Raw genomic sequence first — 24,704 nt, forward strand, 5'->3', positions numbered from 1 at the left:
TCCTAAAAAAACTATTAAGCAGTAACAAACTTTAATCTTTCGATCAACATATTACGCATTTCTTGCGGATTTTTCTGCAAAATATCATCACCTGTACGTGCTTCAGCAGCATTCATCTGAGCAATTTGTAAACGCATCATCCAAAAGCGACCTGCGGCCATAGCCAAATATAACTCTAAACAAGCTCTTTCATCTTCAGTCAAAGGACGAATCGAGGTATATGCACTTAAGAAAGCCATTGCTTTGGCTTCATTCAAAGTAACACTCGGATATTCTGTACAAAAATCATTTAACGTAATCGCAATATCAAAAAGCAATTCATCTTGATTCATTTCATAAAAATCAAGAATGCCTTTTAACTCATCGCCTTCAAACAAAGTATTGTCACAGAACAAATCCGAATGAATAAAACCTTTAGGTCGATTTGGATACATCATTGTCAGTGCTTCATACAAACCTAAAAGATTATTCAGCAAAGCACTATCAGCTACATCTAAAGTCGGTTTAATTTGTTGAGCAACGTTGTACCAATAAGCATGATCACGCACCACTTGACGCTGTAATGGGAAGTCTTGTAACGCCACATGCATTTTGGCCTGTGCCACAGCAATTTGCTCAACTTGAGCGGTTGTAGAGGGCATCGGATGTTTACCTGACATCCGTGGCGCAATTTGTGCAGGTTTATCTTTTAAACTATGAATCGACTGACCGCTATGTTTTAACGGAACAGGAACTGGCAAACCTTGTTGACCCAAGTGTTCTAAAACAGGAATTAATTCCCCTGCTGCTTGCGCATCCATATTTTCAAATAATGTTAATACGAACTGTGTTCCATCAGCACAAATGATAAAATAGTTGGTATTTTGCACACCGCCTTGAATTGGTTTAAGTTCAACCACCTCTAATCCATAAGGTGCTGCAAAGTGTTGAACTTCTTTTAAACTCAAAGTGGTATAAACCGACATAGAAAACCTGCGAAAAAACTTACATAAGTTTGATAGAATAACCGCTTCGACTATCGAGGTGTAGCACCTAAGTCACGAACTTTCATAATCGCCTGTTATTTTTGGAAAAAATTATGCTCGCTAAACGTATTATTCCTTGCCTGGACGTAGATAATGGTCGTGTGGTGAAAGGTGTCCAGTTTTTAGATATCCGTGACGCAGGAGATCCTGTAGAAGTTGCCCGTCGTTATAATGAGCAAGGTGCAGATGAAATCACCTTTTTAGACATTACCGCAACATCGAATGGCCGTGATACCACTTATCGTACTGTTGAACGTATGGCTGAAAGTGTGTTTGTCCCCCTTACAGTTGGTGGTGGTGTTCGTAAAGTTGAAGATATCCGTTTGTTATTAAATGCAGGTGCAGATAAAGTCAGCATCAACTCTGCTGCAGTATTTAATCCTGAATTCGTTCAAGAAGCTTCTCAGCGCTTTGGTGCACAATGTATTGTTGTAGCAATCGATGCAAAAAGAACTGGTGAAAATAAATGGGAAATTTTCACCCATGGCGGCCGCAAACCGACAGGCATAGATGCGATTGAATGGGCTGTGAAAATGGCACAATTCGGTGCAGGTGAGTTATTGGTTACCTCTATGGATGCAGATGGGACTAAAGCGGGTTATGACATTGGTTTAATGCGTCAAATTAATGATCGTGTCACCATTCCGACCATTGCATCAGGTGGTGTGGGTAATTTACAACATTTAGCAGATGGTATTTTAAAAGGTGGTGCCGATGCTGTATTGGCAGCCTCTATATTCCATTTTGGTCAATACTCTATCCCTGAGGCGAAAAAATATCTTGCTGAGCAAGGAATTGAAATGCGTCTTTAATTGATAATGAGTACATATATAGAAGAATGTTATTTTGCATTCTTTTATATATTATTTATTAAACCCTATTAAAACACCTAGATAGAATACATAAATAATAGGTATTATTTTAAATAACGACTAACAACTCATTTTATATAAATTATCAATTATTAAACTCACTGATATCAAACTGAATAAGAATTAAAACTGAATAAATTATTTATTTATCTTGAATCACTTTTTAAATACTTTTATATGGAAAAATCCTGATCACTGGGTATTTCTTATTCTATTTATTTCCTTTAATCTTATGATAGGAACTTTATAAAAAATAAGCGTGAGTCATTATGGATTTAATAAAAACAATACGAAAATTAAAGGAAATCTTCAGTTATAAATACCATTATTCCAACCCATATCAATCATTTAATATCTCTGAATCAATACACATTTACCATCGCGCAACCAGTTATGAACATTTAGCGCTGAATCAGCAGTATAAACTTGATATTGATTACCATCACAATGAAAAAATATATAAATATCAACGTAATGCGATTTGGTATTTTTTACATTCAGCACTCAAAGGGTATAGCTCAGCACAATATAAATTAGGCATGATTTACTTACAGGGGCAACTTGGATTATCTCCAGATAAAGTCAATGCATACAAATGGTTATTACTTGCTGCAAATCAGGGTCATCTCGAAGCACGAGACCAACTATGTCATTTCTATCAGCAATAAAAAACCAGCTCGAAAGCTGGTTTTTTATCAACAAAATGAGGAGTTAACCCCCAATTTTTTTGTATTTGGTCCGTTTTTGCACAGCAGCATCACCCAAACGAGCTAAGCGATATGCTTCATATTCAGCATAGTTACCTTCGTAAAATTCAGGCTGTTCATTTTCAAATGACAAGATATGTGTCGCAATACGGTCGAGGAACCAACGGTCATGCGATACCACCATAACAGTACCAGGGAATACAAGAATTGCATCCTCTAGTGCACGTAAAGTTTCAATATCCAAATCATTCGACGGTTCATCGAGCAAAATCACGTTTGCGCCCATCTGAAGAATCTTCGCAAGTTGTAAACGGTTACGTTCACCACCAGACAATTCACCTACACGCTTTTGCTGATCTTGACCTTTGAAGTTAAAACGACCGATATAGGCACGAGATGCGATCTCATATTCGCCAATTCTTAAGATATCTAAACCGCCAGAAACTTCTTCCCAAACGGTTTTATTGTTATCTAAAGTGTCACGAATCTGACCAACATAAGCAACTTTTACAGATTCACCTAATACAACGCTACCCGTATCCGGTTGCTGTTCGCCTGTCATCATACGGAATAATGTAGTTTTACCCGCACCGTTTGGACCAACAATACCAACAATTGCCGTTGGTGGCACCGTGAAAGATAGGTTTTCATAAAGTAGACGACCATCAAACGATTTACTGATGCCCTCAACTTCTACAACCTTATTCCCTAGGCGTGGACCAGGTGGAATATAGATTTCAGACGTTTCATTACGTTGTTGGAACTCACGTGAGTTAAGCTCTTCAAAGCGCTCCATACGTGCTTTGTTTTTCTTTTGCTGACCTTTAGCATTTGAACGAACCCATTCCAATTCTTTTTTCAATGCTTTAGCAAAAGATTCTTCTTGTTTATTTTCCTGCTCTAAACGAGCATTCTTTTGTTCCAACCAAGAAGAATAGTTACCTTGATAAGGAATACCATGTCCACGGTCAAGCTCAAGAATCCACTCTGCAACGTTATCCAAGAAATAACGGTCATGGGTAATTGCAACAATTGTACCGGCAAAGTCTTTCAAGAAGCGTTCTAACCAAGATACAGATTCTGCATCCAAATGGTTCGTCGGTTCGTCAAGCAGTAGCATGTCTGGTTTAGACAATAACAAACGACATAATGCAACACGACGACGTTCACCACCTGAAAGTAAGCTTACGTCAGAATCCCATGCTGGGAGATTCAATGCTGCCGCAGCCTGATCCATTTGGTTACTTAGGTTATGCGCATCCCAAGCATGGATAATTGCTTCTAATTTCTCTTGCTCTTTTGCAAGCGCATCAAAGTCAGCATCTTCAGCTGCATATTCAGCAAAAACTTCATCTAAACGTGCCAATGCATCCAATGGTTCCCGTAAACCATCTTCAACGTTACCACGAACATCTTTATTTGGATCTAATGGTGGTTCTTGCTCAAGATAACCGATTTTAATACCTGGTTGCGCACGAGCTTCACCTGAGAAATCTTTATCTACGCCAGCCATAATACGGAGTAGGGTAGATTTACCTGCACCGTTTAAACCAAGTACACCAATTTTTGCACCTGGGAAAAATGATAAAGAGATGTCTTTTAAGATTTCGCGTTTAGGCGGAACCATCTTCGACACACGGTTCATCGTGTAAATATATTGGGCCACGTAGGACTCCTCTATAATGAATAGAAATTCGCAAAATGCGAATAAATAAATACCGTCAATTATACGCTGAATTTATCTATTTTTGTTCAGATTTGTCCAATTGATTGAGATATTTTAAAAGCATCAAGAAAACATTTTCAACACCAATAATCTCAATCAAATTGCAATCTCAAACATTATCACCAACAAAAATTCGACTGATAATGATATACAAATTGTGTCTTGGTCTGAGTTGAACTTGGTGCATTGTAGTTTGACAATGATTACACAAGCGTCAGCACCAAACGCCAATGTTATATTTTTGGTTAAGGTCATCTGTGTTGTTGAATTTTGTTCATCATCAGAACATGCGGTCAAACCCAGTAAACTACAGCGTACTAAAGTTAAAGTTGTTTTATGGCGAGTTAGTTTATTTATTACTGCTTATTTATTGTGTTTTTTAATAACAGAATTTATAGAAGTGTCTATGCTAGTTTGAGCAAATGACAGCTTAATGAACTCAGCGATATTCGGTCTCTATTTACTCGTTCAAACTGAATTCAACTCGGGCTACAATGTTGGCTTTATCTATTTTTATGATTTTAAAATATATAAACCCTTGTTTACTTCATATATTTATTTGTTACACTCTATTGAAATTTAATAAAAAGTTGACGGAAGAACATGACATATAAAGATGAAACTCTTGCGATACATGCAGGCTATGAACCAGAAGCAACGACTAAAGCCGTAGCCGTTCCCATTTATCAAACAACCTCTTATGCCTTTGATAATACGCAGCACGGCGCAGATCTATTTGATCTTAAAGTTCAAGGGAATATTTATACACGTATCATGAACCCAACCACAGCTGTGCTTGAGCAACGCCTGAGCGCACTTGAGGGCGGTATCGGTGCTTTAGCATTGGCTTCTGGTATGTCTGCGATTACTTACTCAATCCAGACTATTGCAGAAGCAGGTGACAATATTGCATCGGTTTCAACGCTGTATGGCGGCACCTATAATTTATTTGCCCATACGTTACCTAAACAAGGCATTGAAGTACGTTTCTTTGATTACCAAGATCCTGAAGCATTGCGCGGCTTGATTGATGAAAAAACCAAATTGGTTTTCGTTGAGTCGATTGGCAATCCGTTGGGTAATATTATTGACCTAGATGCCATTGCTAAAATCGCACATGAATATGGTGTACCCGTCATTGTGGATAATACTGTTGCAACACCTGCCCTACTGAAACCTTTTGAACATGGTGCAGATATCGTGGTGCATTCATTGACTAAATATATTGGAGGTCATGGCAACTCGATTGGTGGTGCGATTGTCGATAGTGGTAAATTTCCTTGGGGCAAATATCCCGAGCGCTTCAAAGTCTTAAATACCCCCGATCCAAGTTATCATGGGGTGAACTATGTAGAAGCTTTGGGTGCTGCAGCATATATTGCCCGTGCACGTGTTGTCCCATTAAGAAATACAGGCGCAGCGATTAGCCCACTCAGCGTATTCTTAATTTTACAAGGTTTAGAAACACTAAATTTGCGTATGGAACGCCATACTGAAAATGCACAAAAAGTCGCTGAATATTTACAGGCGCATCCAAAAGTGCAATGGGTTAACTATGCAGGTTTAAAAGATCATCCACAGCATGCTTTGGCACAAAAGTATGTTAAAGGTAAACCCTCTGCAATTCTGTCTTTTGGGGTAAAAGATGGACGTGAAGGTGGTACCCGTTTTATCGACGCACTACAGCTGTTTACTCGCCTAGTGAATATTGGTGATGCAAAAAGTTTAGCCTGTCATCCAGCAACCACCACTCATCGTCAACTTAATGAAACAGAGCTAAAAGCAGCTGGTGTGAGTATTGATATGGTGCGTTTATCTGTGGGTATTGAACATATCGAGGATTTGATTGCGGACTTAGAACAAGCACTTGCTCAGGTGTAATTTTATTTTTGTAATCTTAAATATTACAAATAAAAAGACCTGAATGATTCAGGTCTTTTTATTGATCATAAATTCAATTACTTGCCTTGTACTTTTTGCTCAATTTCTTCAACGCTGGTATGACGAACATCAAAACCTTTTGCAATATAAATGACTTGTTCTGAGATATTACGCGCATGATCACCAATCCGCTCAAGTGAACGCAATACCCACATCACATTGATTACACGGCTAATATGACGTGGATCTTCGATCATGTAGGTCATTAGTGTGCGCGTCGCAGATTGGTATTCACGGTCAATATCTGCATCTGCCAACAAAACTTTTAAAGCCTGTTCTGCATCTACACGCGCAAAAGCATCTAAAGCATCATGAATCATTACACGCACTTGATTACCAATATGCCGTGTTTCCATATAACCACGCGGCGATTCACCCTCTTCACATAAAGTCTGTGCTATGCGGGCAATTTTTGCAGCTTCATCACCAATACGCTCTAAATCGGTATTGGCTTTACTCATGGCAATTACCATGCGTAAGTCGATTGCAGCTGGATGACGACGCGCCAGAATCAAAGTCAGTGCTTCATCAATTTCTCGTTCATAACGATTGACTGTATTGTCTTGAAATTGAACATCAATCGCCATATTGGCATTGGTATCCAATAAAGCGTGCACTGCATTTGCGACTTGTTGTTCTACCAAACCACCCATGGTCATAAATTTGGTATTCACATCCTGTAAGTCCTCATTAAATTGAGAAGATATGTGATGGTTTAATACAGGATTACTTGGGCTCAAGGTTAGATGCTCCACACGCAACAAAACTATTTTTATGGATTAATATTAAAGCACATTCATCATGAATATTTTATGACAAGTATTTTTCTTTCAAATAAATTTCTCAATATAGCTCATTTTGCTTCCAATCAAAGTGATTAGAGTAAATATACTACTACAATCTACTGAATTTAAATATGTAACTTTGCTATGAAAATCCATATAAACCCAATTCTTGATTATTTATCGAATGCTAATTTTTACCAACCTTAAGTTAGACACACGCCTCAGTTTCTTGCAAAAATTAACGTTTTATTATCACAAAACTACAAAATATTTCATTTATTTAGCCTCGATTCAGCGACAATGGCACCGAACAAAATTGAGCTTCTTTTAAATGCTGGTCGAATGAAATTTCCTCGCAATATCCTTCATTTTCTCATTTCAGGCATACTCGTTATATTGAGTTGCATGATGGTTATCGCATGCCAAAAACCAACGACTGACATTGTTAAAGAGTCTAAAGAGACTCCACCAAAAGAAAATCCAATACCTGATTTAACTCAAATTTGTCAAAATCTCAAAAATGAAATGCTTGCAATCAACGAAAAAAGAACCACACTTGCAATAGAGCAAGTCAATCAAGATATTCGTATGTGTTTGCCATTGATGAAACCTGCGGAACAAATGGTATTGATGCATCAGTCAAAACGTATGTATCAACAATTTTTACAGATCGAACGTACTTCAGAACAACAGCAAGCATTTGAAAATTATGCTTTAGATCAAGCTGCATACCCCACCATTCAACAAAGTAAATTTGAACAACTTAATCTTCGTGATCAATATTTATTACGTCACAAAGGGCAAGCTTATATTGAGCTGACCGAACAAACAGATGATAAAATTGTCTATCGTAGAAGCCCGCAATATCTAGCAAAAGTTTTCGCGCCGTATCTAACTGCGCCTGAACAAGTTTTTATCGAAAATCTTGCAGAACAAAATACTCACCCACTTTTTAAAAATCATAAACTCGATATTGATGCTGAAGAAACTGCCAAAAGAGCTAAATTTTGGCAAGATTACCTGCAAACCTACCCCAATAGCCCTTTTTTAAATGATGCGCAGTTCCTAAAAAATGCATATAGCAGTCTATTATTTTTAGGTACTGAAGAAGCACCTATTTCGATAAGTTTTGAAAATCAAACCGATATAGATACTTTAAGTTGGTTGGTGATTGAACGATTGGCAAAATCTAATGATGGTGAGCTTTCAGCACAGGCGAAAAAGTTTGTTTATTTTTTAAACATGAGCAAAGAGCAAAGACAACAAAAAATTCAAATTAGTGAAAAAGAACGCACTAAACTAGAAAATATTCCTCAATTATTGGCACTTTCCCAACTCAATCAATATCTAAATCTAAGCCCAATCGACTTTAAGCGTGTTAAAAAAGATTGCTTTAGCGATGCGATTTGTTCTGACAGTTAGATGTTATTTCAGTTCAATTTTTATTATTCTTGTGGCATTCAATAACTCACAACAACAGTCATTCTATGAAAGTTTTAAAACAACATTTGTCACTCACAACACTTTTCATTTGTGTCCTATTCAGCGCTTGCCAAAAACATGAGAATAATCAAAAAAATGAAACAACCGAAGCAGCTGCTTCTGAAGTGGCTCAGACCCGTACAATTGAAATTCCAGCTGTTCCACAAAACTGTAACGAGATAGCTACAAGCATCAAAAAATTAGAAAAAAATGTTATCGTTGAAGATTTAAATGACCTCAATCAATTATTTAAAAAATGTCTCGCATCTACTCCATTAAAAACACGCTATCAATGGCAAGCAAAAATTGAAAACATTTATCAAAAACTCATCGCAGATGCCTCGCCTGAAGTATTTCAATATATGACCGACACACTTGCAGACAGTCAGTCGATGACAGCTCAACAAAAACAAGAACTGTATAAAAAGTTAAAACCACGTGAGAAATATTTAGTTGATCACGCAAAAGACTTATATTTAGCAAAATTTTATATCGGCGAAGGTGAGTACACCTTTGTACAGCATCCACAATATGATCTGGATACTTTTGCACCCTATTTAGAAAAATCAGATCAGGTCTACTTTAAACAGATCCGTAAAGAGTATACAGGTGCCAACTATATTATGGACGCAGGGTTAGCAATTAGTTTTGATGAAGTGGCCAATCGACTGTTATATTGGGAAAAATTCAATAAAGACTACCCCAACAACCATTTTAAACATCAAGTCGTAGAGAACATTGAACAATACCGTAGTGCACTTTTTCAAGGCGAGGACAACACTCGCACGCTCTGGTTCGATGACGATAAAATTGCAGATGAACAAGCAATCAAAGCGATTGAAAAAATTGCAGGAAGTAAAACTGCAAGTAGCCCAACTGCACAGAAATTTGTGAATTTAATCAATGCAAGTGAAACGCTTTGGCAACAAATGCCAAAACCATCTAGCCAGTATCCTGAAGATAATTCAGCTGAACAGCAAGATATCCGAGCACAACGTGAAGCATTTGAACAAAAAATTAGAAAATCTGTCGAGGTAATTCTGGCCCAAGAAAATAATTGAAATTGATATCTGTATGCCAGCATATTTTCAATAAGAACATGCTAAGATTTGAACATCGCTTGACGGAGCGCGAGTAATACCTCGCTGAGATTTAGTCAGTTTTGCATCTCCTTGCCAAAACTTAAACTAAAGTACCGTTGAACCTGATCAGGTTAAGACCTGCGTAGGAATCAAGCATCTAAAAACTGACAGCCCATAGTTTATCTATTTTTGTCGCAATAGCGCTTTATTCTGATGATGAATTTAGCAGATAAAATAGACTAGATTTGCCACCGTTTTTGGTCGTGCTTGATTCGTTGATGTCATTCATAAGGATCATTGTAATGAACCAATTAACGAATCTATCCCCTGCTGATCAATTGGCTCAACACGAGCAAGAAGCCAAAGATCTGACTCGAATTTTACCCGCATCTAAAAAAGTTTATATTCAAGGTTCACGCCCAGATATTCAAGTACCGATGCGTGAAATTGAACTCACGGATACCCCAACAGGCCTTGGTGGTGAAAAAAATCCACCAATTATGGTCTACGACACTTCAGGTGTTTATACCGATCCCAACGTACACATTGATTTGAATAAAGGCTTACCCAATGTACGTGAATCTTGGATTGAAGAACGTGCGGATACTGAGCATTTAGCCAGCTTAACCTCTAAATTTGGTCAAGAACGTCTGAAAGATATTCGTACTGCTGAAATACGTTTTGCCCATATTCAAAAACCACGTCGTGCAAAAACAGGCAATAATGTCACTCAAATGCATTATGCCAAGCAAGGTATTATTACGCCTGAAATGGAATACATTGCCATTCGTGAAAATCAACGCCAGCATGAGGGTGTAGATATGCGCCAACATGCAGGACAAAATTTTGGCGCCCACAATCTTATGCAAATCACCCCTGAATTTGTGCGTAAGGAAGTCGCTGAAGGGCGTGCCATCATTCCAGCCAATATTAACCATCCTGAATGCGAACCCATGATTATTGGACGTAATTTCTTGGTGAAAATTAATGCCAATATCGGAAACTCAGCTTTGGGTTCATCAATAGATGAAGAAGTGTCGAAAATGACATGGGCAACCCGTTGGGGTGCAGACACCATCATGGACTTATCGACAGGTAAAAATATCCACGAAACTCGTGAATGGATTATCCGTAACTCGCCTGTTCCAATTGGTACAGTTCCTATTTATCAAGCACTTGAAAAAGTCGATGGTGTTGCAGAAAACCTCACATGGGAAATTTTTAAAGATACTTTAATTGAACAAGCTGAACAAGGTGTCGATTATTTCACCATTCATGCTGGGGTCTTATTGCGATATGTGCCAATGACAGCCAATCGTTTGACTGGAATCGTATCACGTGGCGGTTCGATCATGGCGCAATGGTGTTTGGCACATCATGAAGAAAATTTCCTCTATACACATTTTGATGAAATCTGCGAAATCATGAAAGCCTATGATGTGTCTTTCAGCTTAGGTGATGGTTTACGCCCAGGTTGTATTCAAGATGCCAATGATGAAGCGCAATTTTCAGAATTACGCACTTTAGGTGAACTGACCCATCGAGCATGGAAACATGATGTTCAAGTCATGATCGAAGGGCCAGGCCATGTTCCAATGCATATGGTGAAAGAAAATATGGACCTGCAACTTGAAGTCTGTCAAGAAGCACCGTTCTATACCCTTGGGCCACTCACCACAGATATTGCTCCAGGCTATGACCACATTACTTCTGCGATTGGCGCAGCAATGATTGGTTGGTATGGCACGGCCATGCTGTGTTATGTGACCCCAAAAGAGCATTTGGGCCTGCCCAATAAGAAAGATGTTAAAGACGGGATTATCACCTATAAAATCGCAGCACATGCTGCTGATTTAGCTAAAGGACATCCGGGTGCACAAGTCCGTGACAATGCTTTATCTAAGGCACGCTTTGAATTCCGTTGGGAAGATCAGTTCAATCTCAGCCTCGATCCAGATACAGCAAGATCGATGCATGATGAGACTATGCCTAAAGAGGCACATAAGTCCGCACACTTCTGTTCAATGTGCGGACCTAAGTTCTGCTCGATGAAAATCACTCAAAACGTGCGAGATTATGCACAAAATCAACAAAATGCAGCACACTCTGTAAATAACAAAACGGTTATAGAAGATGGTCTCAAAACCATGAAATCCGTTTATCAAGAACAAGGGCAAAAGTTGTACCATAAAGTGTAAAGTTTAAAAAAAACTTTTGTCTTTCACTATTTCTCAGTTAGGATGAAATGAATATGTTTCATCCTAACTGTGCACATGAACATCATTCAGCAAGCAACCTACACACATAATGATGTAGAAATACAATCTCGTGAATATGCCTTTAAAGGTTTTGTTCAAGTCGAAAAAGTGAGCTTGCGACACCGATTATTTAATCAAACTGAATATACCACAACCATCCAACGTGAATTGATTCGCCGTAAAGAGGCTGCTGGCGTACTGATTTATAATGATCAGCAACAGAAATTTGCATTGATTGAACAGTTTCGTGTGGGGGCGATTGATGATGTTGTTTCACCTTGGCAACTTGAAATCATCGCAGGTGTACTCGATGGAGATGAATCTCCAGAAAGTTGCATTCGGCGAGAAAGCGTTGAAGAATCTGGATGTGAATTAAATCAAATCAGACACTTGTTTAGCTTCTATCCATCTGCTGGTGCATGTGATGAAATCTTCCATCTCTATGTTGCTCAAGCAGCGTTACCCGCTGAAGGTGGGGTGTTTGGTATGCCTGATGAAAGTGAAAATATCAAACTTCATATCATTGATTATTCAGATCTGTGCATCTTATTACAAAGTAATCGTTTAAAAAATGCGCCTGTGATTATGGCTTTGCAATGGCTACAACAGCACTTGCATACATTTGAAAATGTCTAGGGGAAAGGCATGCAATCAGAGATATTGCCGCAAACTGATAAAGATAGAGTAATTATCCAAATCACAGATACACATCTGATGGATAGACCTGAGGCTGAATTTGTCGGGATTAATCCTGAAGAAAGCTTTCATGCCGTTATGGATGATATTCAGCAACGCTATAAAAATATCGATTTAATTTTACATACAGGTGATTTGGCTCAAGCTGCGTTTCCAGAAACCTATGCGCGCTATTTAGATTATATGCAGCGTTTTGGTATCAATTTTTATCAAATTCCAGGAAATCACGACAATCTGAACTTGTTTCCCTTCCATGCGCCAGAACCGATTCCCGCAGTTATTGAGTTAGATCAATGGCGTATCATTTTGCTGAATAGTGCTGTGAGCGGGCGTACTGATGGAAACATTCAAACAGAACAATTGGCACATCTAAAACTGTTATTGGAAAAAATGAGCGACAAATTCATACTCATCGCTTGTCATCACAATCCTTTTGATATGCATTCGAAATGGCTCGATCAGCACAAGTTAAAAAATGCAGATGAATTAAAAGCTGTACTTGAACCATTTGATAACATCAAAGCTGTTTTACATGGTCATGTTCATCAAGAGTCCTATAATATATGGAATGGAATACATTTTATTTCTACGCCTGCGACTTGTGTGCAATTTAAACCACTCAGCCAAGAGTTTTCATTTGATCCGATTGCACCTGGTTACCGTTGCTTACATTTAAAAGCCAATGGTGAATTTGATACCTTTGTACACCGCTTGGATCACTTCAAAGTTACAATTAATGAAGAAATTTCAGGTTACTAGCTTTTCATTTTTGTTTTTTTCTATTAAGTTATTCGTCCAACGAGATATGCAGAAAGTCTAATTCAGGGTTAGGTGACTTTCATCTTGGTAAAAAAATCTATATGATGACGCCCCCGATAGATTCATTCTGTTGGTAGTGATAAAAAATACTTGCATATCACCATATTTTTTGCGTATAGATAATACGTATATGATGAGGAATGCCCTTTATGGCGAATGACAACCAAAATCAAGTCTTGGAAGAACAAACAGCAGCAGATGATAAGTCTGTAAAGCGAGTGCGTAAAACCAAGCCGAAGACCAATGAAAACGGTACTACAGCAAGTCTATTCGGTATCGAGCCTTATCAGCCAAAGAAAAATGAAGAATACATGTCTGAGGGGCAGCTCGAACATTTTCGTAAAATTTTGCTGGCATGGAAAGCTGAATTGATGTCGGAAGTGGATCGCACCCTAAATACAATGCAAGATGAATCTTCTTCTTTACCTGATGTAAATGACCGTGCTACGCAAGAAGAAGAGTTTGCCATTGAGTTACGTACCCGTGACCGTGAACGTAAACTTATTCGCAAAATAGAGCAATCTATTGAAGCGATTAAAAATGACGACTATGGTTTCTGTGAAACGTGTGGTATCGAAATTGGTTTACGCCGTTTAGAAGCACGACCAACCGCAACTTTATGTATCGATTGCAAAACCCTTGCTGAGATCAAAGAGAAGCAAAATAACGGTTAACGCTGTGTCAAATTCCTCCCCACCCCTCTCTTTTCCAAAGGGAGGGAGGAAGAATACTGTATACAAAGGACGGTTTGCACCTTCACCCACAGGGCCGTTACATTTTGGCTCCTTGGTGACTGCTGTTGCGAGTTATTGCGATGCTAAAGCTCATCATGGGCAATGGATCGTCCGAATAGAAGATACGGATATTCCACGTATTTATCCAGATAGTGAACAGCACATTTTAAAGTGTCTAGACGCTTTTGGTTTCCAATCTGATGTTGAAATCGTTTATCAAAGACATCGCTTAGACATTTACCAGTCAGTAATCGAACAACTCAAACAAAACAATTTAGTTTATGCTTGTGAATGTACCCGAAAAATATTAGGGTCAAATCATATCTACGCTGGAACTTGCCGAGACAAACAGCTCGACTTCGAAAACCAAGCCATTCGTTTAAAAGTGTCTGATCAAAATATTTGTTTCAATGATCGATTACAAGGGCAACATTGCGCTAATTTACACCACGATTTAGGTGATTTTGTTCTCACACGTCGTGACGGCATTATCAACTATCAATTGGCAGTCGTTGTCGATGATTATTTACAAGAGATCAGCCATGTGGTACGTGGTGCGGATTTATTGGATAATACTGAACGTCAAATTTGGCTAGGGCAGCTTTTAGGCTATCCCGCTCTTGAATATATGCACTTGCCGCTTGCAATGAATCATCTAGGGCAAAAACTCTCTAAACAGAACCATGCTCAAGCCCTTGATGTCAAACATGCGTCTGAATTGCTTTTAGAGGCGATTATAGCGCTTGGACAAGCGCCAGTGGACTTAGATCAGCCAGATAAAATGTTGGTTCAAGCCATCACTCAGTGGGATATTACAAGTATTCCCAAAGGAACAGAGATAAAAGCCATTTACCAATAAAAAAGCCACTTTTGATCAAATGGCTTTTTTATTCAAATTAAATAAATTGCTAAAAACTGGACTCTTCTCGCGCTGGATTAGCATCTTTGGTGGTTGCATCAATTTTAAGAATTAAACTGATCATCACCGCACACATAATTAAAGATGAACCACCATAACTAATAAATGGAAGCGTCAGCCCCTTGGTCGGTAACATTCCCATATTCATGCCTGCATTCACTAAGATCTGTAATAAGAAAATAATGCTAATCCCATAAGCCAAATAACCTGCTCGCAAATATTGATGATTGAGCGCACGTTGACCAATACGAATACAGCAAATCAACATCACAAACGAGAGCAACAAAACAGTCGAAATACCAAAGAAACCGAATTCTTCACCTAAAATTGCCAACATAAAGTCGGTATGTGCTTCTGGTAGATAAGACATTTTTTGAATACTATGTCCTAAGCCTACCCCAAACCATTCACCACGACCAAACGCCATCAATGCATTCGACAATTGATAACCTGAGCCTAAAGGATCAGCCCAAGGGTTTGAGAATGACATTAAGCGCTCATAACGATAAGGTTCAAACACGATCAATGATACAAATGCCACCAGAATCGCACCAAATGCAAAGCCAAACTGGATCATAGGCGCACCAGCCAAGAAGAATACACCCAGCATCGAAACTGCAATAACCACAGTTGCACCTAAATCAGGTTCTGCAATAATCAGTCCGACCGTCAGCAACATCACCACACCAAGACGTACCAAGCCCTTAATATTATTACGGACTTCTTCAGCACGGCGGACCACATAGTCCGCCGTGAATATCGCCATCATCACCTTGGCGACTTCGGTTGCCTGCAAGGTAAATCCCCCGACACGAATCCATCGTGTTGAGCCATTAACCTCAGTACCCACAACTAAAACGGCGAGCAATAAAGCAATGGTGATCAACCACAATGGAAAGGTATTTTTAAACCAAAGGTTGAGTGAAACTCGATAGGTAATTGCGGCCGCAACAAAAGCCACCACAATCGAAATTGCATGGCGAATCACATAGTGAAATTCGTTTTCATGCATTCTTTCTGCGTAAGGCATTGAAGCCGAAGCCACCATCACCGTTCCAATACATAACAATGATATGACGCAAAATATCAGTACATTACGTGGTGTAATCTCTGCCGGCAATTTTGGCATCCAACGATCATACACTTGGTTAATCTTACTTATAGTCGTCTGAGCTAACCCAGCCATACTTTATTTCCTTATGATTCTTTTTAGTTTAGAGCATTTACATATTCAACAAAGCGATGACCACGCTCAGGATAGCCTGTAAACATATCAAAGCTTGCACATGCAGGTGATAATAGCACTACATCTTGCGCATGCGTATGTTGTTGACAAAGTTCTACAGCTTGTTGCAAAGATGCTGCATGTAGAAGTTCTGTTGTCCCTGTAATGGCGTTTTCAATAATTGAGCTGTCTTCACCAATCAGTACTGCAACTTTGGCATATTTTTGCAGAGACTCACGTAGTGCAGTAAAATCCTGTCCTTTGCCCTGACCACCCAGAATAATCGCAACCTGACCATCTTGTGCTTCAATTGCAGCACCTAAGCCATCCAATGCAGCCAAAGTTGCACCGATATTGGTGCCTTTAGAATCATTATAATAACGCACACCATCGACTTCTTTAACGAATTCGCAACGATGCTCTAAACCTTTAAATGTTTTTAAGGTTTCAAGCATTTTGTCTATAGGCAAACCAATCGCTTCACCTAGAGCTAAACATGCCAAAGCATTGGCAACATTATGTGTCCCTTGAATATACATCTCTGAACTTTTGAGTAGACGTTCACGACCTCGCGCTAACCAAATCGTACCGTTATCTTCTCTTAGGATACCGTATTGTTTTAAATCAGGTGCATTGAGCCCAAAGCTTTGCATCGGTGTAACATCTGGCACCAATGGACGCGTCAATGAATCGTCACGGTTATATACGACTTTTTTCACACCTTGGAAAATACGATGTTTTGCCGCATGGTAACCTGCCATATCCCCATGACGGTCCAAGTGGTCTTCACTCATGTTCAAGACCACAGCCACTTCGGCATTTAAACTCGAGGTTGCTTCCAATTGAAAGCTGGAAAGCTCAAGGATATAAACATCTGGATCATCATGGGTTAAATCTAAAGCTGGGCGACCCAAGTTACCCCCTACCGCAACCTTTACTCCTGCTTCTTGCGCCATTAGGCCAATCAAAGTGGTCACGGTACTTTTTGCATTTGAGCCAGTAATCGCCACAATCGGTTTATCTGTAGCACGGCGGAGAATTTGAATTTCACTGATGACTGGAATGCCTTTTGCAATCGCAGCTTGAATTGCTGGTAACTGAGGATCTAACCCGGGACTAATGACGATCTCTTCAGCTTGCAAAAGTAAATCTTGATCGAGTTGACCAAAGCTGGTTTGAACTGCTGCTGGAATTTGCTCATGTCCTGGTGGAACTTCACGAGAATCTGTGACTGCAACACGGTAGCCATTTTCATGAAGAAAATTTACTGCTGAAACGCCTGAAATTCCAAGCCCAGCCACAACTTTTAACCCACCACGTTGTATTAACATTTTTGCTCACCAGCATTAAGATTTTAAAACTTGCAAAATGTTAGCACTTTGGCGATTTGAAAGCTTTTTCTGTTTTCACTTTCTAGATATTTTTTTGTGTCAGTGCGTAAAAATAGCAGCAAATTATTTTGATAAATACATCTGATTTTTTAAATAAAACCCCTCGTGATTTTATTCTATTCTCAACATGAATAAGCCGAATGTTGAGGATCCATATTCGGCTTATTCATCGGGGCAGTTTACGACTGTCTAAATCTGATTAAAATGAATCGAGCAGTAAAGATAATAAGTTACCCGCGCCATAACCCGCACCAAGCAATAGCGCAATCCAAATCCATCCACCTAAAATGTTATACAACATGAATACAGGCATTTTCATATGCCCTGCACCTGCTGCAAAAGGAGCAAAAGAACGAACAAAAGGCACAAAACGGGCAACGAGAATGGTTTTCCCGCCATGCTTTTCAAAATAATGATTGGTCTTTTTAATATATTCAGGCTTAAACCAACGTGAATGCGCATGGAAAAACTTAAAACCTAGCGCACGCCCAGTATAATAGTTAACCATATAACCCAAAATTGAAGCAATAATCAGCAACACACCCATATAGTGCAAATGCACAGATTCAGCGGTAGAACATAAAGCACCGACAGCAATCAATAAACTATCGCCAGGGAGAAAAAACATAAAGACTGAGCCAGTTTCTGCAAAAATGATTAGAAACAAAATGGCATAAATCCACAACCCGTAATTCTCTAAAAAAGTGGGCAATAATTGTTCTAAATGCAATAAAAATTCAAGCAATACTCAACTCTCTTACAGAAGAATTCACGATATATTAGCCTAATTTAATCATGTATATATTAAAAGGCCTAAATAAATTAGGCTTTTTTAATCGGGTTTTGTTTTTATTTATTTTAAAAAACCATTGGCTGCCAGAAATTCCATACTGAGTTTAGACTCTGCTTTTGGCTCAGCAGCTTTATCACCAAGTAACAATCTTTCTATATAACGTGCCAATACATCCACTTCTAAATTCACTTGAGAACCCACTTTCCACGTTCCAATATTGGTCCGTTCAGCAGTATGTGGAATTAAATTTAAACTTAATATATTTCCACGTAAATGGTTGATAGTAAGGCTAATCCCATCTACAGTCACAGAACCTTTTTCAGCCAAATATTTAGCAATTTCAACAGGTGCAGTGACTTCGAAATACAGTGAGCGAGCATCTGAACGTACTACGGTGATTTCACCCACAGCATCGACATGCCCACTGACGATATGTCCACCGAAGCGTGTTGTTGGCAACATTGCTTTTTCTACATTGACCGCCTGCCCCGCTTTCCAACTTGCTAAAGTCGAACGATTTAAACTTTCACGGGATACATCAGCAGCATACCAGTTGTTACCCCAGTCGATCACAGTTAAGCAGATCCCATTGGTCGCAATAGAGTCGCCCAAATGCACATCAGACATATCCAAGTCAGTCTGAATACGTAAGCGCACATCACCACCTACATTTTGTAAACTTTCGACTTTACCCAAACTTTCAATGATACCTGTGAACATAATTCTACCTACTGCTGCAGTGAGAGAAACTGATGAAGTTCAATCTTGTTTATTTTGCACTTGCTACATATTTTAAAGGCAAAGGCGAGTTGTTACCATAAGGCCAATTGCGTACTGACACCTGATGTATCCACACCACCCAATTCTGCAAAATGATAGAGTTGACCCAACAGCTGACGCAATGGTGGTCCGGACTTGGAATGAGTATCGGTGATCACAATAAACTCAAGAACACGTGCGCGCTCAGACTGACGTTGTTTACTGACACGATAGCGAGGCACATCCTGAGTCAATAAGGTGACTTTGCCACGTTTCAGATTAGCTGCCAATAAGTCTTTGGCTTCAATATTGCCATCAGTGGAGTAACTGGTGAGAATATAACGCGCATTAATGGTTTCCAGTAAATTCTCATAGGCTTCTTGTGCATACTTAGAGGAGTTATAAGGACTTGGACGTTCTTTACGCCATGCACGGTCAATCCCGCTTTTAAAACCTTTTGTATCCGGTGTAGGTAAATCAGTTTGATCCCAAAGTGTTAGCGAGTTGAGCACATGATAATTGCTACTATAGGCATGTTGGTTATACGGTGGATCTAGATAAGCCACATCAACTTCAAAACCACTCATCTGATTCGCCAAATGCTGTGCATCCACACACCACACTTCTGCCATAGGGGTTTTCTGTTGATTATGTCCTACTTCACTAAAGCGGCTGGGTGTTAGCCATAATAAAGATTCAATACGTTCTAACGCAGTTTGGGTTTTTCCACCCCAACCATGATGGAAGCTTTTAAATACACCGCTGGTATTGCTGACAAAACTTGCCGAATAGAGCAAAGGTGCCAATAACGCACTCATTTCTACATCGTCAATTGCACCCTGTGCTTGCCAAGTAGCTATTTGCTGGCGAATTGCATCTATGCGCATCCCATTGCGGCGTTTAAAAAATAAACGGTCTCGTGCAGGGTCATAAATTTCATCATTGCGCGGACAAAGGTTATGGGTAACCCATCCTTTCACTTCAGGCAAGCGGTTTAAATAATCGATGGCTTTCTGATACCCACCCAATTCTTTAAATGCAGGTGCATCTGTGCATGCCAAAATGGCATGATTTAATGCATGACTATAAGGTTCCCAGTCATTGGCAATCACCCTATAGCCATTTTGACGAGCTAAGCGCGAAACCACACCACTGCCAGCAAAAAAATCGGCAAAAATTGGGGCGCGTTTACCCTTAGGATTCAAAGTTCCTGTGATTTCAAGCGCTTCAAGAATCAGATGCAACAAACGGCGTTTGTTTCCTAAATAGGGAACTAACTGATGAAAAAGATATTCATCTGTTGTACGCGCAGCATGACGACGTTTATGGTAAACCGATGATGTTGACTCTGGATTCATACTGACTCTTGTGAAGGGATAAGTCTTAAGCGAATGTCATCACCAAACTGATGAACATCTTGTAACTTAAAACGTAATTGTTGTGCCATCGTTTCAAATTCGGCATTGAACATAGCACGTGCTGATTGTCCTAAAAAGGTCGGGGCAACATAACTGATTAATTCATCCACCAGATTTCCCTGCAAAAATGCAGTGGATAATGTCGCACCAGCTTCAACCAACACATCGTAAATTTGGAAATCTTTTAAAGTAGCAAGCAAATCTTTTAAAGATTGAACTTCTAATTGTACCACGCCCAGCTTAGCAAGTTCTTGACGAAATGGCCCCATGACCACCACTGTTTCAGGTGTGTTAAGAATTTGAGCATTGAGTGGCAAGCGACCTTGTCGGTCTAAAATCACGCGCTTAGGCTGTACAATCTTTGCAATATCAATATCGCCCAATGAACGTACATTTAATTGTGGGTCATCTGCCAAAATAGTATCAATCCCAGTAATCACTGCACCTGAAATGGCCCGCCAATGCTGAACATCTTGACGTGATTCGGCCCCAGTAATCCATTTAGACTCACCAGATGCCATTGCAGTACGGCCATCTAAACTGGAAGCAACTTTTAAACGAACATAAGGCAACCCTGTTGCCATTGCCTTTAAAAAGCCTTTATTGAGTTGTGCCGCTTGTTGCTCACAGATACCTGTTTCAACCTTAATCCCTGCCTGACGTAAGATATCAACACCTTTACCAGCCACCAAAGGATTTGGATCAGCACATGCAACAACAACCTTACTTACACCCGCTTCAACCAGCCCTTTGGCACAAGGTGGTGTACGGCCATAATGCGCACAAGGTTCCAATGTAACATAAGCAGTTGCACCTTTCGCAGACTCGCCTGCTTGACGCATTGCAAAAACTTCTGCGTGTGGTTGCCCAGCTCGAGGATGATAACCCTCTCCCACCCATTGTCCATCTTTTACAATGACACAACCGACGTTCGGGTTTGGTCGTGTGGAATATTGTCCAAGCTTCGCAAGCTCAATTGCTTTCTGCATCCAAACCTGATCTATGTTTAAACAATCTTCGGGTTTAGAGTTTGAATCAAACTCAGACATAAAATTCCTAATCAATAACGTTCAAAAAATAAAATTAGTGGTCTTGCCCACGATCTTGCATTTGTTCAATTTGATGACGAAAAGCATCGATATCTTGGAAATCCTGATACACCGATGCAAAACGCACATAAGCCACATGATCCAATGCAAACAAAGATTTCATGACGATTTCACCAATGGTGCGTGAACGTACATCACGTTCACCCAAACGGCGAATTTGTAATTGAATATCACTAATGACGGTTTCAATCTGTTCTTGAGTCACAGGTCTTTTTTGTAAGGCGTGCATTAAAGAACGTCGTAATTTTGCTTCATCAAATGGTTCATTTTTACCATCTGACTTGGTCACACGTGGCATCACCACCTCATAACTCTCAAATGTCGTAAAACGTTCGCCACAGCTGATACATTCACGACGTCGACGAATCTGGCTACCTTCAGCAGCCAAACGAGAGTCGATTACTTTACTATCTGCAGCATTGCAAAATGGACAGTGCATAGTGGTTTTATTGAACAAAATTCATGATTTCAGCTAGTGTAGCAAAAAAACCTGATTTTGTTGAGCCTTTCGCAAGATATGGAAAAAAAACAGCCCTTACGGACTGTTTTATACTATATATAGTTATTATTCAGATCTTATTAATTATTCGATACGTTCGCCATGTTGGCTTAAATCGAGCCCCATACGTTCATCATCAGATTCAACACGGATCCCAATCACAACATCGATGATTTTAAGCAAGATAAAAGTCACAATTGCTGAGTATGCGATGGTTGCTAACACACCTTCAACTTGCACCCATAATTGATGCATTACATCCGTTGGTGCTTTATCACCCATAATGAATGAGCTTGCAAATACAGCTGTTAAAATCGCACCAACAATACCGCCTACACCGTGTAAACCAAACGCATCCAATGAGTCGTCTGCTTTAAGGATACGTTTAAGACCAGAGATCCCCCAGAAGCATACTACACCACCGATTAAGCCCATGATCAACGCACCACTTACAGTCACAAAACCTGCCGCTGGCGTAATCACAACCAGACCAGCAACTGCACCCGATGCTGCACCCAATACTGAACCTTTACCACGAACAATTTTTTCAACCACTAACCAAGCAATTGCTGCAGCTGCTGCTGCAATTTGAGTCGTTACTAAAGCATACGCTGCTGAACCATTTGCACCCAAAGCAGAACCACCATTGAAACCAAACCAACCGACCCATACCAAGCTTGCACCCAATACAGTTAAGGTTAAGTTGTGTGGCGCCATAGATTCTTTGCCCAAGCCCATACGTTTACCCAGCAAATACGCAGCAACTAAACCTGCAACACCAGAGTTAATATGAACAACAGTACCACCCGCGAAATCAAGCGCACCATCATTCATTAACCAGCCACCGCCCCATACCCAGTGAGCAATTGGTGCATAAACAATAATGACCCAAATTGTAATGAACGTGATCCAAGCACTAAATTTCATACGATCAGCCACAGAACCACTGATGATGGCAACGGTAATGATCGCAAAAGTCATTTGGAAAATAACGAAAAGAATTTCTGGAATTGTGCCACTCAGCGCATCTGTTGTAATCCCAGATAACATGATTTTATCGAAACCACCAATAAAAGCATTACCAGAACCAAATGCAAGTGAATAACCAATGACCACCCATACGATGCTGACCACTGCTGCAGCAGTAAAGCTTTGCGCCATAGTAGCAAGCACATTTTTCTTACGCACCATACCGCCGTAGAATAATGCTAAACCGGGAATTGTCATCAGCAATACAAGTGCTGTAGATACAAGAATCCACGCTGTATCACCTGTATTTAAAGTTGGTTTTTCTACTTCTGCTGCTGGCGCAGCTGTGGCAGTCACCGTTTCAGGCGCAACGGTTGCCGATGTATCGGCGACTGTTGCAGTCACATCACTTGCCGTTGCAACAGCTGTAGATGCAGGCTCAGCTACGTTTTCTTCTGCCCACGCAACTGATCCGCCAAGAAGTGCGCCAGACAGGCTGAGCGCTAATAGCATTTTTTTCATTCGTATCCCCCAACCTAATTTTGTGAGTTATGTATTGATATACATAACCAGCAATCTTCGTGCCAAATTAAACAGCGTCTGGACCTGTTTCACCTGTACGAATACGAATTACTTGCTCTAAATTAGTCACGAAAATTTTTCCATCACCAATTTTGCCAGTGCTAGCAACGCGTGTAATAGATTCAATCACTGAATCTACCATGTCATCACTGATTGCGATTTCGATTTTCACTTTAGGCAGAAAATCAACAACATACTCAGCGCCACGATAAAGTTCAGTATGCCCCTTTTGACGACCAAAACCTTTAACTTCAGTTACGGTAATCCCTTGAACGCCTATATCAGACAGTGCTTCACGCACGTCATCTAATTTAAACGGTTTTACAATTGCAGTTACGAGCTTCATATTGTTTTCCTTCGGCTTATTTCACCAGTAAGGTTTTATGTTCAATTTTCATGCCAATCTTATTAATGGTTGGGGTGATTAATTCAATCAACATGCATTGCCTTTATAACCTATTGTATATACTTAGGTGAAGTTGCAACTTTAAAAAACACATAATATTGCGTGTTTTTTTAGATTTCATTGCTAAATTATAGGAGACATTATGCTTTAAGCAGCGGATAAAAAATTACTTAAATAAAATGAATACGCGATGTTACACTAGGCGAAGAGCATTACTAATTTGGATTCCTCATGATTGAAACATTATTACAAGCAATTTTAGAACAGGTCGATCAGCCTAAAAAAGATATAGAACATAATTTGCGCGCTTTGCTAAACGAAGCCATTTCTAAAATGGATATCGTTTCAAAAGACGAAATTGAACGCCAAAAGACTGCACTAAATAATGCCAATTTACGATTGACCGATTTACAAGAAAAGGTCAAAGCACTTGAGGTGCTGATTCAGGATAAAAAATAAACTAAATTTGCACTTTGTTGGTGCAAAAAATATAATAATGATTAAAAA

General features: G+C 39.6%; 23 protein-coding genes and 1 riboswitch. Of the genes, 11 read left to right on the plus strand and 12 right to left on the minus strand.

Annotated features, from left to right (window positions below):
- Positions 1–14: 14 nt before the first annotated feature.
- Positions 15–965, minus strand: coding sequence for a homoserine kinase (locus ACG916_RS07645; RefSeq protein WP_419328000.1), 951 nt, complete (start codon positions 963–965; stop codon positions 15–17).
- 113 nt (positions 966–1,078) lie between these two features.
- On the opposite strand from ACG916_RS07645, the gene hisF reads away from it, so the two are divergent.
- Together hisF and ACG916_RS07655 are read left to right on the plus strand one after the other, a co-directional pair.
- Positions 1,079–1,837 (plus strand): imidazole glycerol phosphate synthase subunit HisF, encoded by a 759-nt coding sequence (gene hisF, locus ACG916_RS07650; protein ID WP_427927399.1) that lies wholly within the window; start codon positions 1,079–1,081, stop codon positions 1,835–1,837.
- Between the two features lie 329 nt (positions 1,838–2,166).
- Positions 2,167–2,565: a tetratricopeptide repeat protein gene (locus tag ACG916_RS07655; RefSeq protein WP_419328001.1), complete on the plus strand. Its 399-nt coding sequence runs from the start codon at positions 2,167–2,169 to the stop codon at positions 2,563–2,565.
- Positions 2,566–2,608: 43 nt separating this feature from the next.
- On the opposite strand, the gene ettA is transcribed toward ACG916_RS07655, so the two are convergent.
- Positions 2,609–4,270, minus strand: coding sequence for an energy-dependent translational throttle protein EttA (gene ettA / locus ACG916_RS07660; RefSeq protein WP_336953649.1), 1,662 nt, complete (start codon positions 4,268–4,270; stop codon positions 2,609–2,611).
- A gap of 663 nt (positions 4,271–4,933) precedes the next feature.
- On the opposite strand from ettA, the gene ACG916_RS07665 reads away from it, so the two are divergent.
- Entirely contained in the window at positions 4,934–6,211 is a 1,278-nt protein-coding gene (locus tag ACG916_RS07665) for an O-acetylhomoserine aminocarboxypropyltransferase/cysteine synthase family protein (RefSeq protein ID WP_336953648.1), read from the plus strand.
- A 77-nt stretch (positions 6,212–6,288) separates the two neighbouring features.
- Here ACG916_RS07665 and phoU read toward each other — a convergent pair whose 3' ends face one another.
- Positions 6,289–7,011, minus strand: coding sequence for a phosphate signaling complex protein PhoU (phoU, locus tag ACG916_RS07670; RefSeq protein WP_336953647.1), 723 nt, complete (start codon positions 7,009–7,011; stop codon positions 6,289–6,291).
- A 450-nt stretch (positions 7,012–7,461) separates the two neighbouring features.
- Between phoU and ACG916_RS07675 the strand changes: the two genes are divergently transcribed.
- From ACG916_RS07675 to gluQRS, 7 genes are all read left to right on the plus strand, one after another.
- Positions 7,462–8,478: a hypothetical protein gene (locus ACG916_RS07675; protein WP_419328002.1), complete on the plus strand. Its 1,017-nt coding sequence runs from the start codon at positions 7,462–7,464 to the stop codon at positions 8,476–8,478.
- A 65-nt stretch (positions 8,479–8,543) separates the two neighbouring features.
- A complete protein-coding gene (locus ACG916_RS07680) occupies positions 8,544–9,599 on the plus strand; it encodes a hypothetical protein (RefSeq protein ID WP_419328003.1) in 1,056 nt (351 codons plus the stop codon).
- A 53-nt stretch (positions 9,600–9,652) separates the two neighbouring features.
- A riboswitch (TPP riboswitch) is annotated at positions 9,653–9,786 on the plus strand.
- 136 nt (positions 9,787–9,922) lie between these two features.
- A complete protein-coding gene (gene thiC, locus ACG916_RS07685) occupies positions 9,923–11,818 on the plus strand; it encodes a phosphomethylpyrimidine synthase ThiC (RefSeq protein WP_336953644.1) in 1,896 nt (631 codons plus the stop codon).
- A gap of 75 nt (positions 11,819–11,893) precedes the next feature.
- Positions 11,894–12,514, plus strand: coding sequence for an NUDIX domain-containing protein (locus ACG916_RS07690; RefSeq protein ID WP_336953643.1), 621 nt, complete (start codon positions 11,894–11,896; stop codon positions 12,512–12,514).
- Between the two features lie 9 nt (positions 12,515–12,523).
- Positions 12,524–13,333: a 3',5'-cyclic-AMP phosphodiesterase gene (gene cpdA / locus ACG916_RS07695; protein WP_419328004.1), complete on the plus strand. Its 810-nt coding sequence runs from the start codon at positions 12,524–12,526 to the stop codon at positions 13,331–13,333.
- 209 nt (positions 13,334–13,542) lie between these two features.
- Positions 13,543–14,067 carry an RNA polymerase-binding protein DksA gene (gene dksA, locus ACG916_RS07700; RefSeq protein ID WP_336953641.1) on the plus strand — a complete coding sequence of 175 codons (525 nt, stop codon included), beginning with the start codon at positions 13,543–13,545 and terminating at the stop codon, positions 14,065–14,067.
- A gap of 4 nt (positions 14,068–14,071) precedes the next feature.
- Positions 14,072–14,986: a tRNA glutamyl-Q(34) synthetase GluQRS gene (gene gluQRS, locus ACG916_RS07705; protein ID WP_336953640.1), complete on the plus strand. Its 915-nt coding sequence runs from the start codon at positions 14,072–14,074 to the stop codon at positions 14,984–14,986.
- 49 nt (positions 14,987–15,035) lie between these two features.
- Here the strand turns inward: gluQRS and ftsW are convergent, their stop codons facing one another.
- The 9 genes from ftsW to glnK all read right to left on the minus strand — a co-directional run bounded on the left by ftsW (position 15,036) and on the right by glnK (position 24,137).
- Positions 15,036–16,232, minus strand: coding sequence for a putative lipid II flippase FtsW (gene ftsW / locus ACG916_RS07710; protein ID WP_419328005.1), 1,197 nt, complete (start codon positions 16,230–16,232; stop codon positions 15,036–15,038).
- 23 nt (positions 16,233–16,255) lie between these two features.
- The gene (murD, locus tag ACG916_RS07715) at positions 16,256–17,602 is read right to left on the minus strand and encodes a UDP-N-acetylmuramoyl-L-alanine--D-glutamate ligase (RefSeq protein ID WP_336953638.1); all 1,347 of its coding nucleotides are present in this window, start codon (positions 17,600–17,602) and stop codon (positions 16,256–16,258) included.
- A gap of 259 nt (positions 17,603–17,861) precedes the next feature.
- On the minus strand, positions 17,862–18,407 hold the full coding sequence (locus ACG916_RS07720; protein ID WP_004725292.1) for a VTT domain-containing protein: 546 nt from the start codon (positions 18,405–18,407) through the stop codon (positions 17,862–17,864).
- Between the two features lie 108 nt (positions 18,408–18,515).
- Positions 18,516–19,175, minus strand: a complete 660-nt coding sequence (locus tag ACG916_RS07725) for a riboflavin synthase (RefSeq protein ID WP_336953637.1) — start codon at positions 19,173–19,175, stop codon at positions 18,516–18,518.
- Between the two features lie 92 nt (positions 19,176–19,267).
- Entirely contained in the window at positions 19,268–20,572 is a 1,305-nt protein-coding gene (locus tag ACG916_RS07730; RefSeq protein ID WP_419328006.1) for a DNA adenine methylase, read from the minus strand.
- Positions 20,569–21,681 carry a bifunctional diaminohydroxyphosphoribosylaminopyrimidine deaminase/5-amino-6-(5-phosphoribosylamino)uracil reductase RibD gene (gene ribD / locus ACG916_RS07735; RefSeq protein ID WP_336953635.1) on the minus strand — a complete coding sequence of 371 codons (1,113 nt, stop codon included), beginning with the start codon at positions 21,679–21,681 and terminating at the stop codon, positions 20,569–20,571. Before ribD ends, ACG916_RS07730 begins: the two co-directional genes overlap by 4 nt.
- A 34-nt stretch (positions 21,682–21,715) precedes the next feature.
- Positions 21,716–22,180: a transcriptional regulator NrdR gene (gene nrdR, locus ACG916_RS07740; protein WP_004725286.1), complete on the minus strand. Its 465-nt coding sequence runs from the start codon at positions 22,178–22,180 to the stop codon at positions 21,716–21,718.
- 144 nt (positions 22,181–22,324) lie between these two features.
- Positions 22,325–23,731, minus strand: a complete 1,407-nt coding sequence (locus ACG916_RS07745; RefSeq protein ID WP_419328007.1) for an ammonium transporter — start codon at positions 23,729–23,731, stop codon at positions 22,325–22,327.
- A gap of 67 nt (positions 23,732–23,798) precedes the next feature.
- The gene (gene glnK, locus ACG916_RS07750) at positions 23,799–24,137 is read right to left on the minus strand and encodes a P-II family nitrogen regulator (RefSeq protein ID WP_004725283.1); all 339 of its coding nucleotides are present in this window, start codon (positions 24,135–24,137) and stop codon (positions 23,799–23,801) included.
- A gap of 291 nt (positions 24,138–24,428) precedes the next feature.
- Between glnK and ACG916_RS07755 the strand changes: the two genes are divergently transcribed.
- Positions 24,429–24,656: an accessory factor UbiK family protein gene (locus tag ACG916_RS07755; RefSeq protein ID WP_419328008.1), complete on the plus strand. Its 228-nt coding sequence runs from the start codon at positions 24,429–24,431 to the stop codon at positions 24,654–24,656.
- Positions 24,657–24,704: the final 48 nt, after the last annotated feature.

The organism is Acinetobacter legionensis, assembly GCF_048552295.1.
Taxonomy (GTDB): Bacteria; Pseudomonadota; Gammaproteobacteria; order Pseudomonadales; family Moraxellaceae; genus Acinetobacter.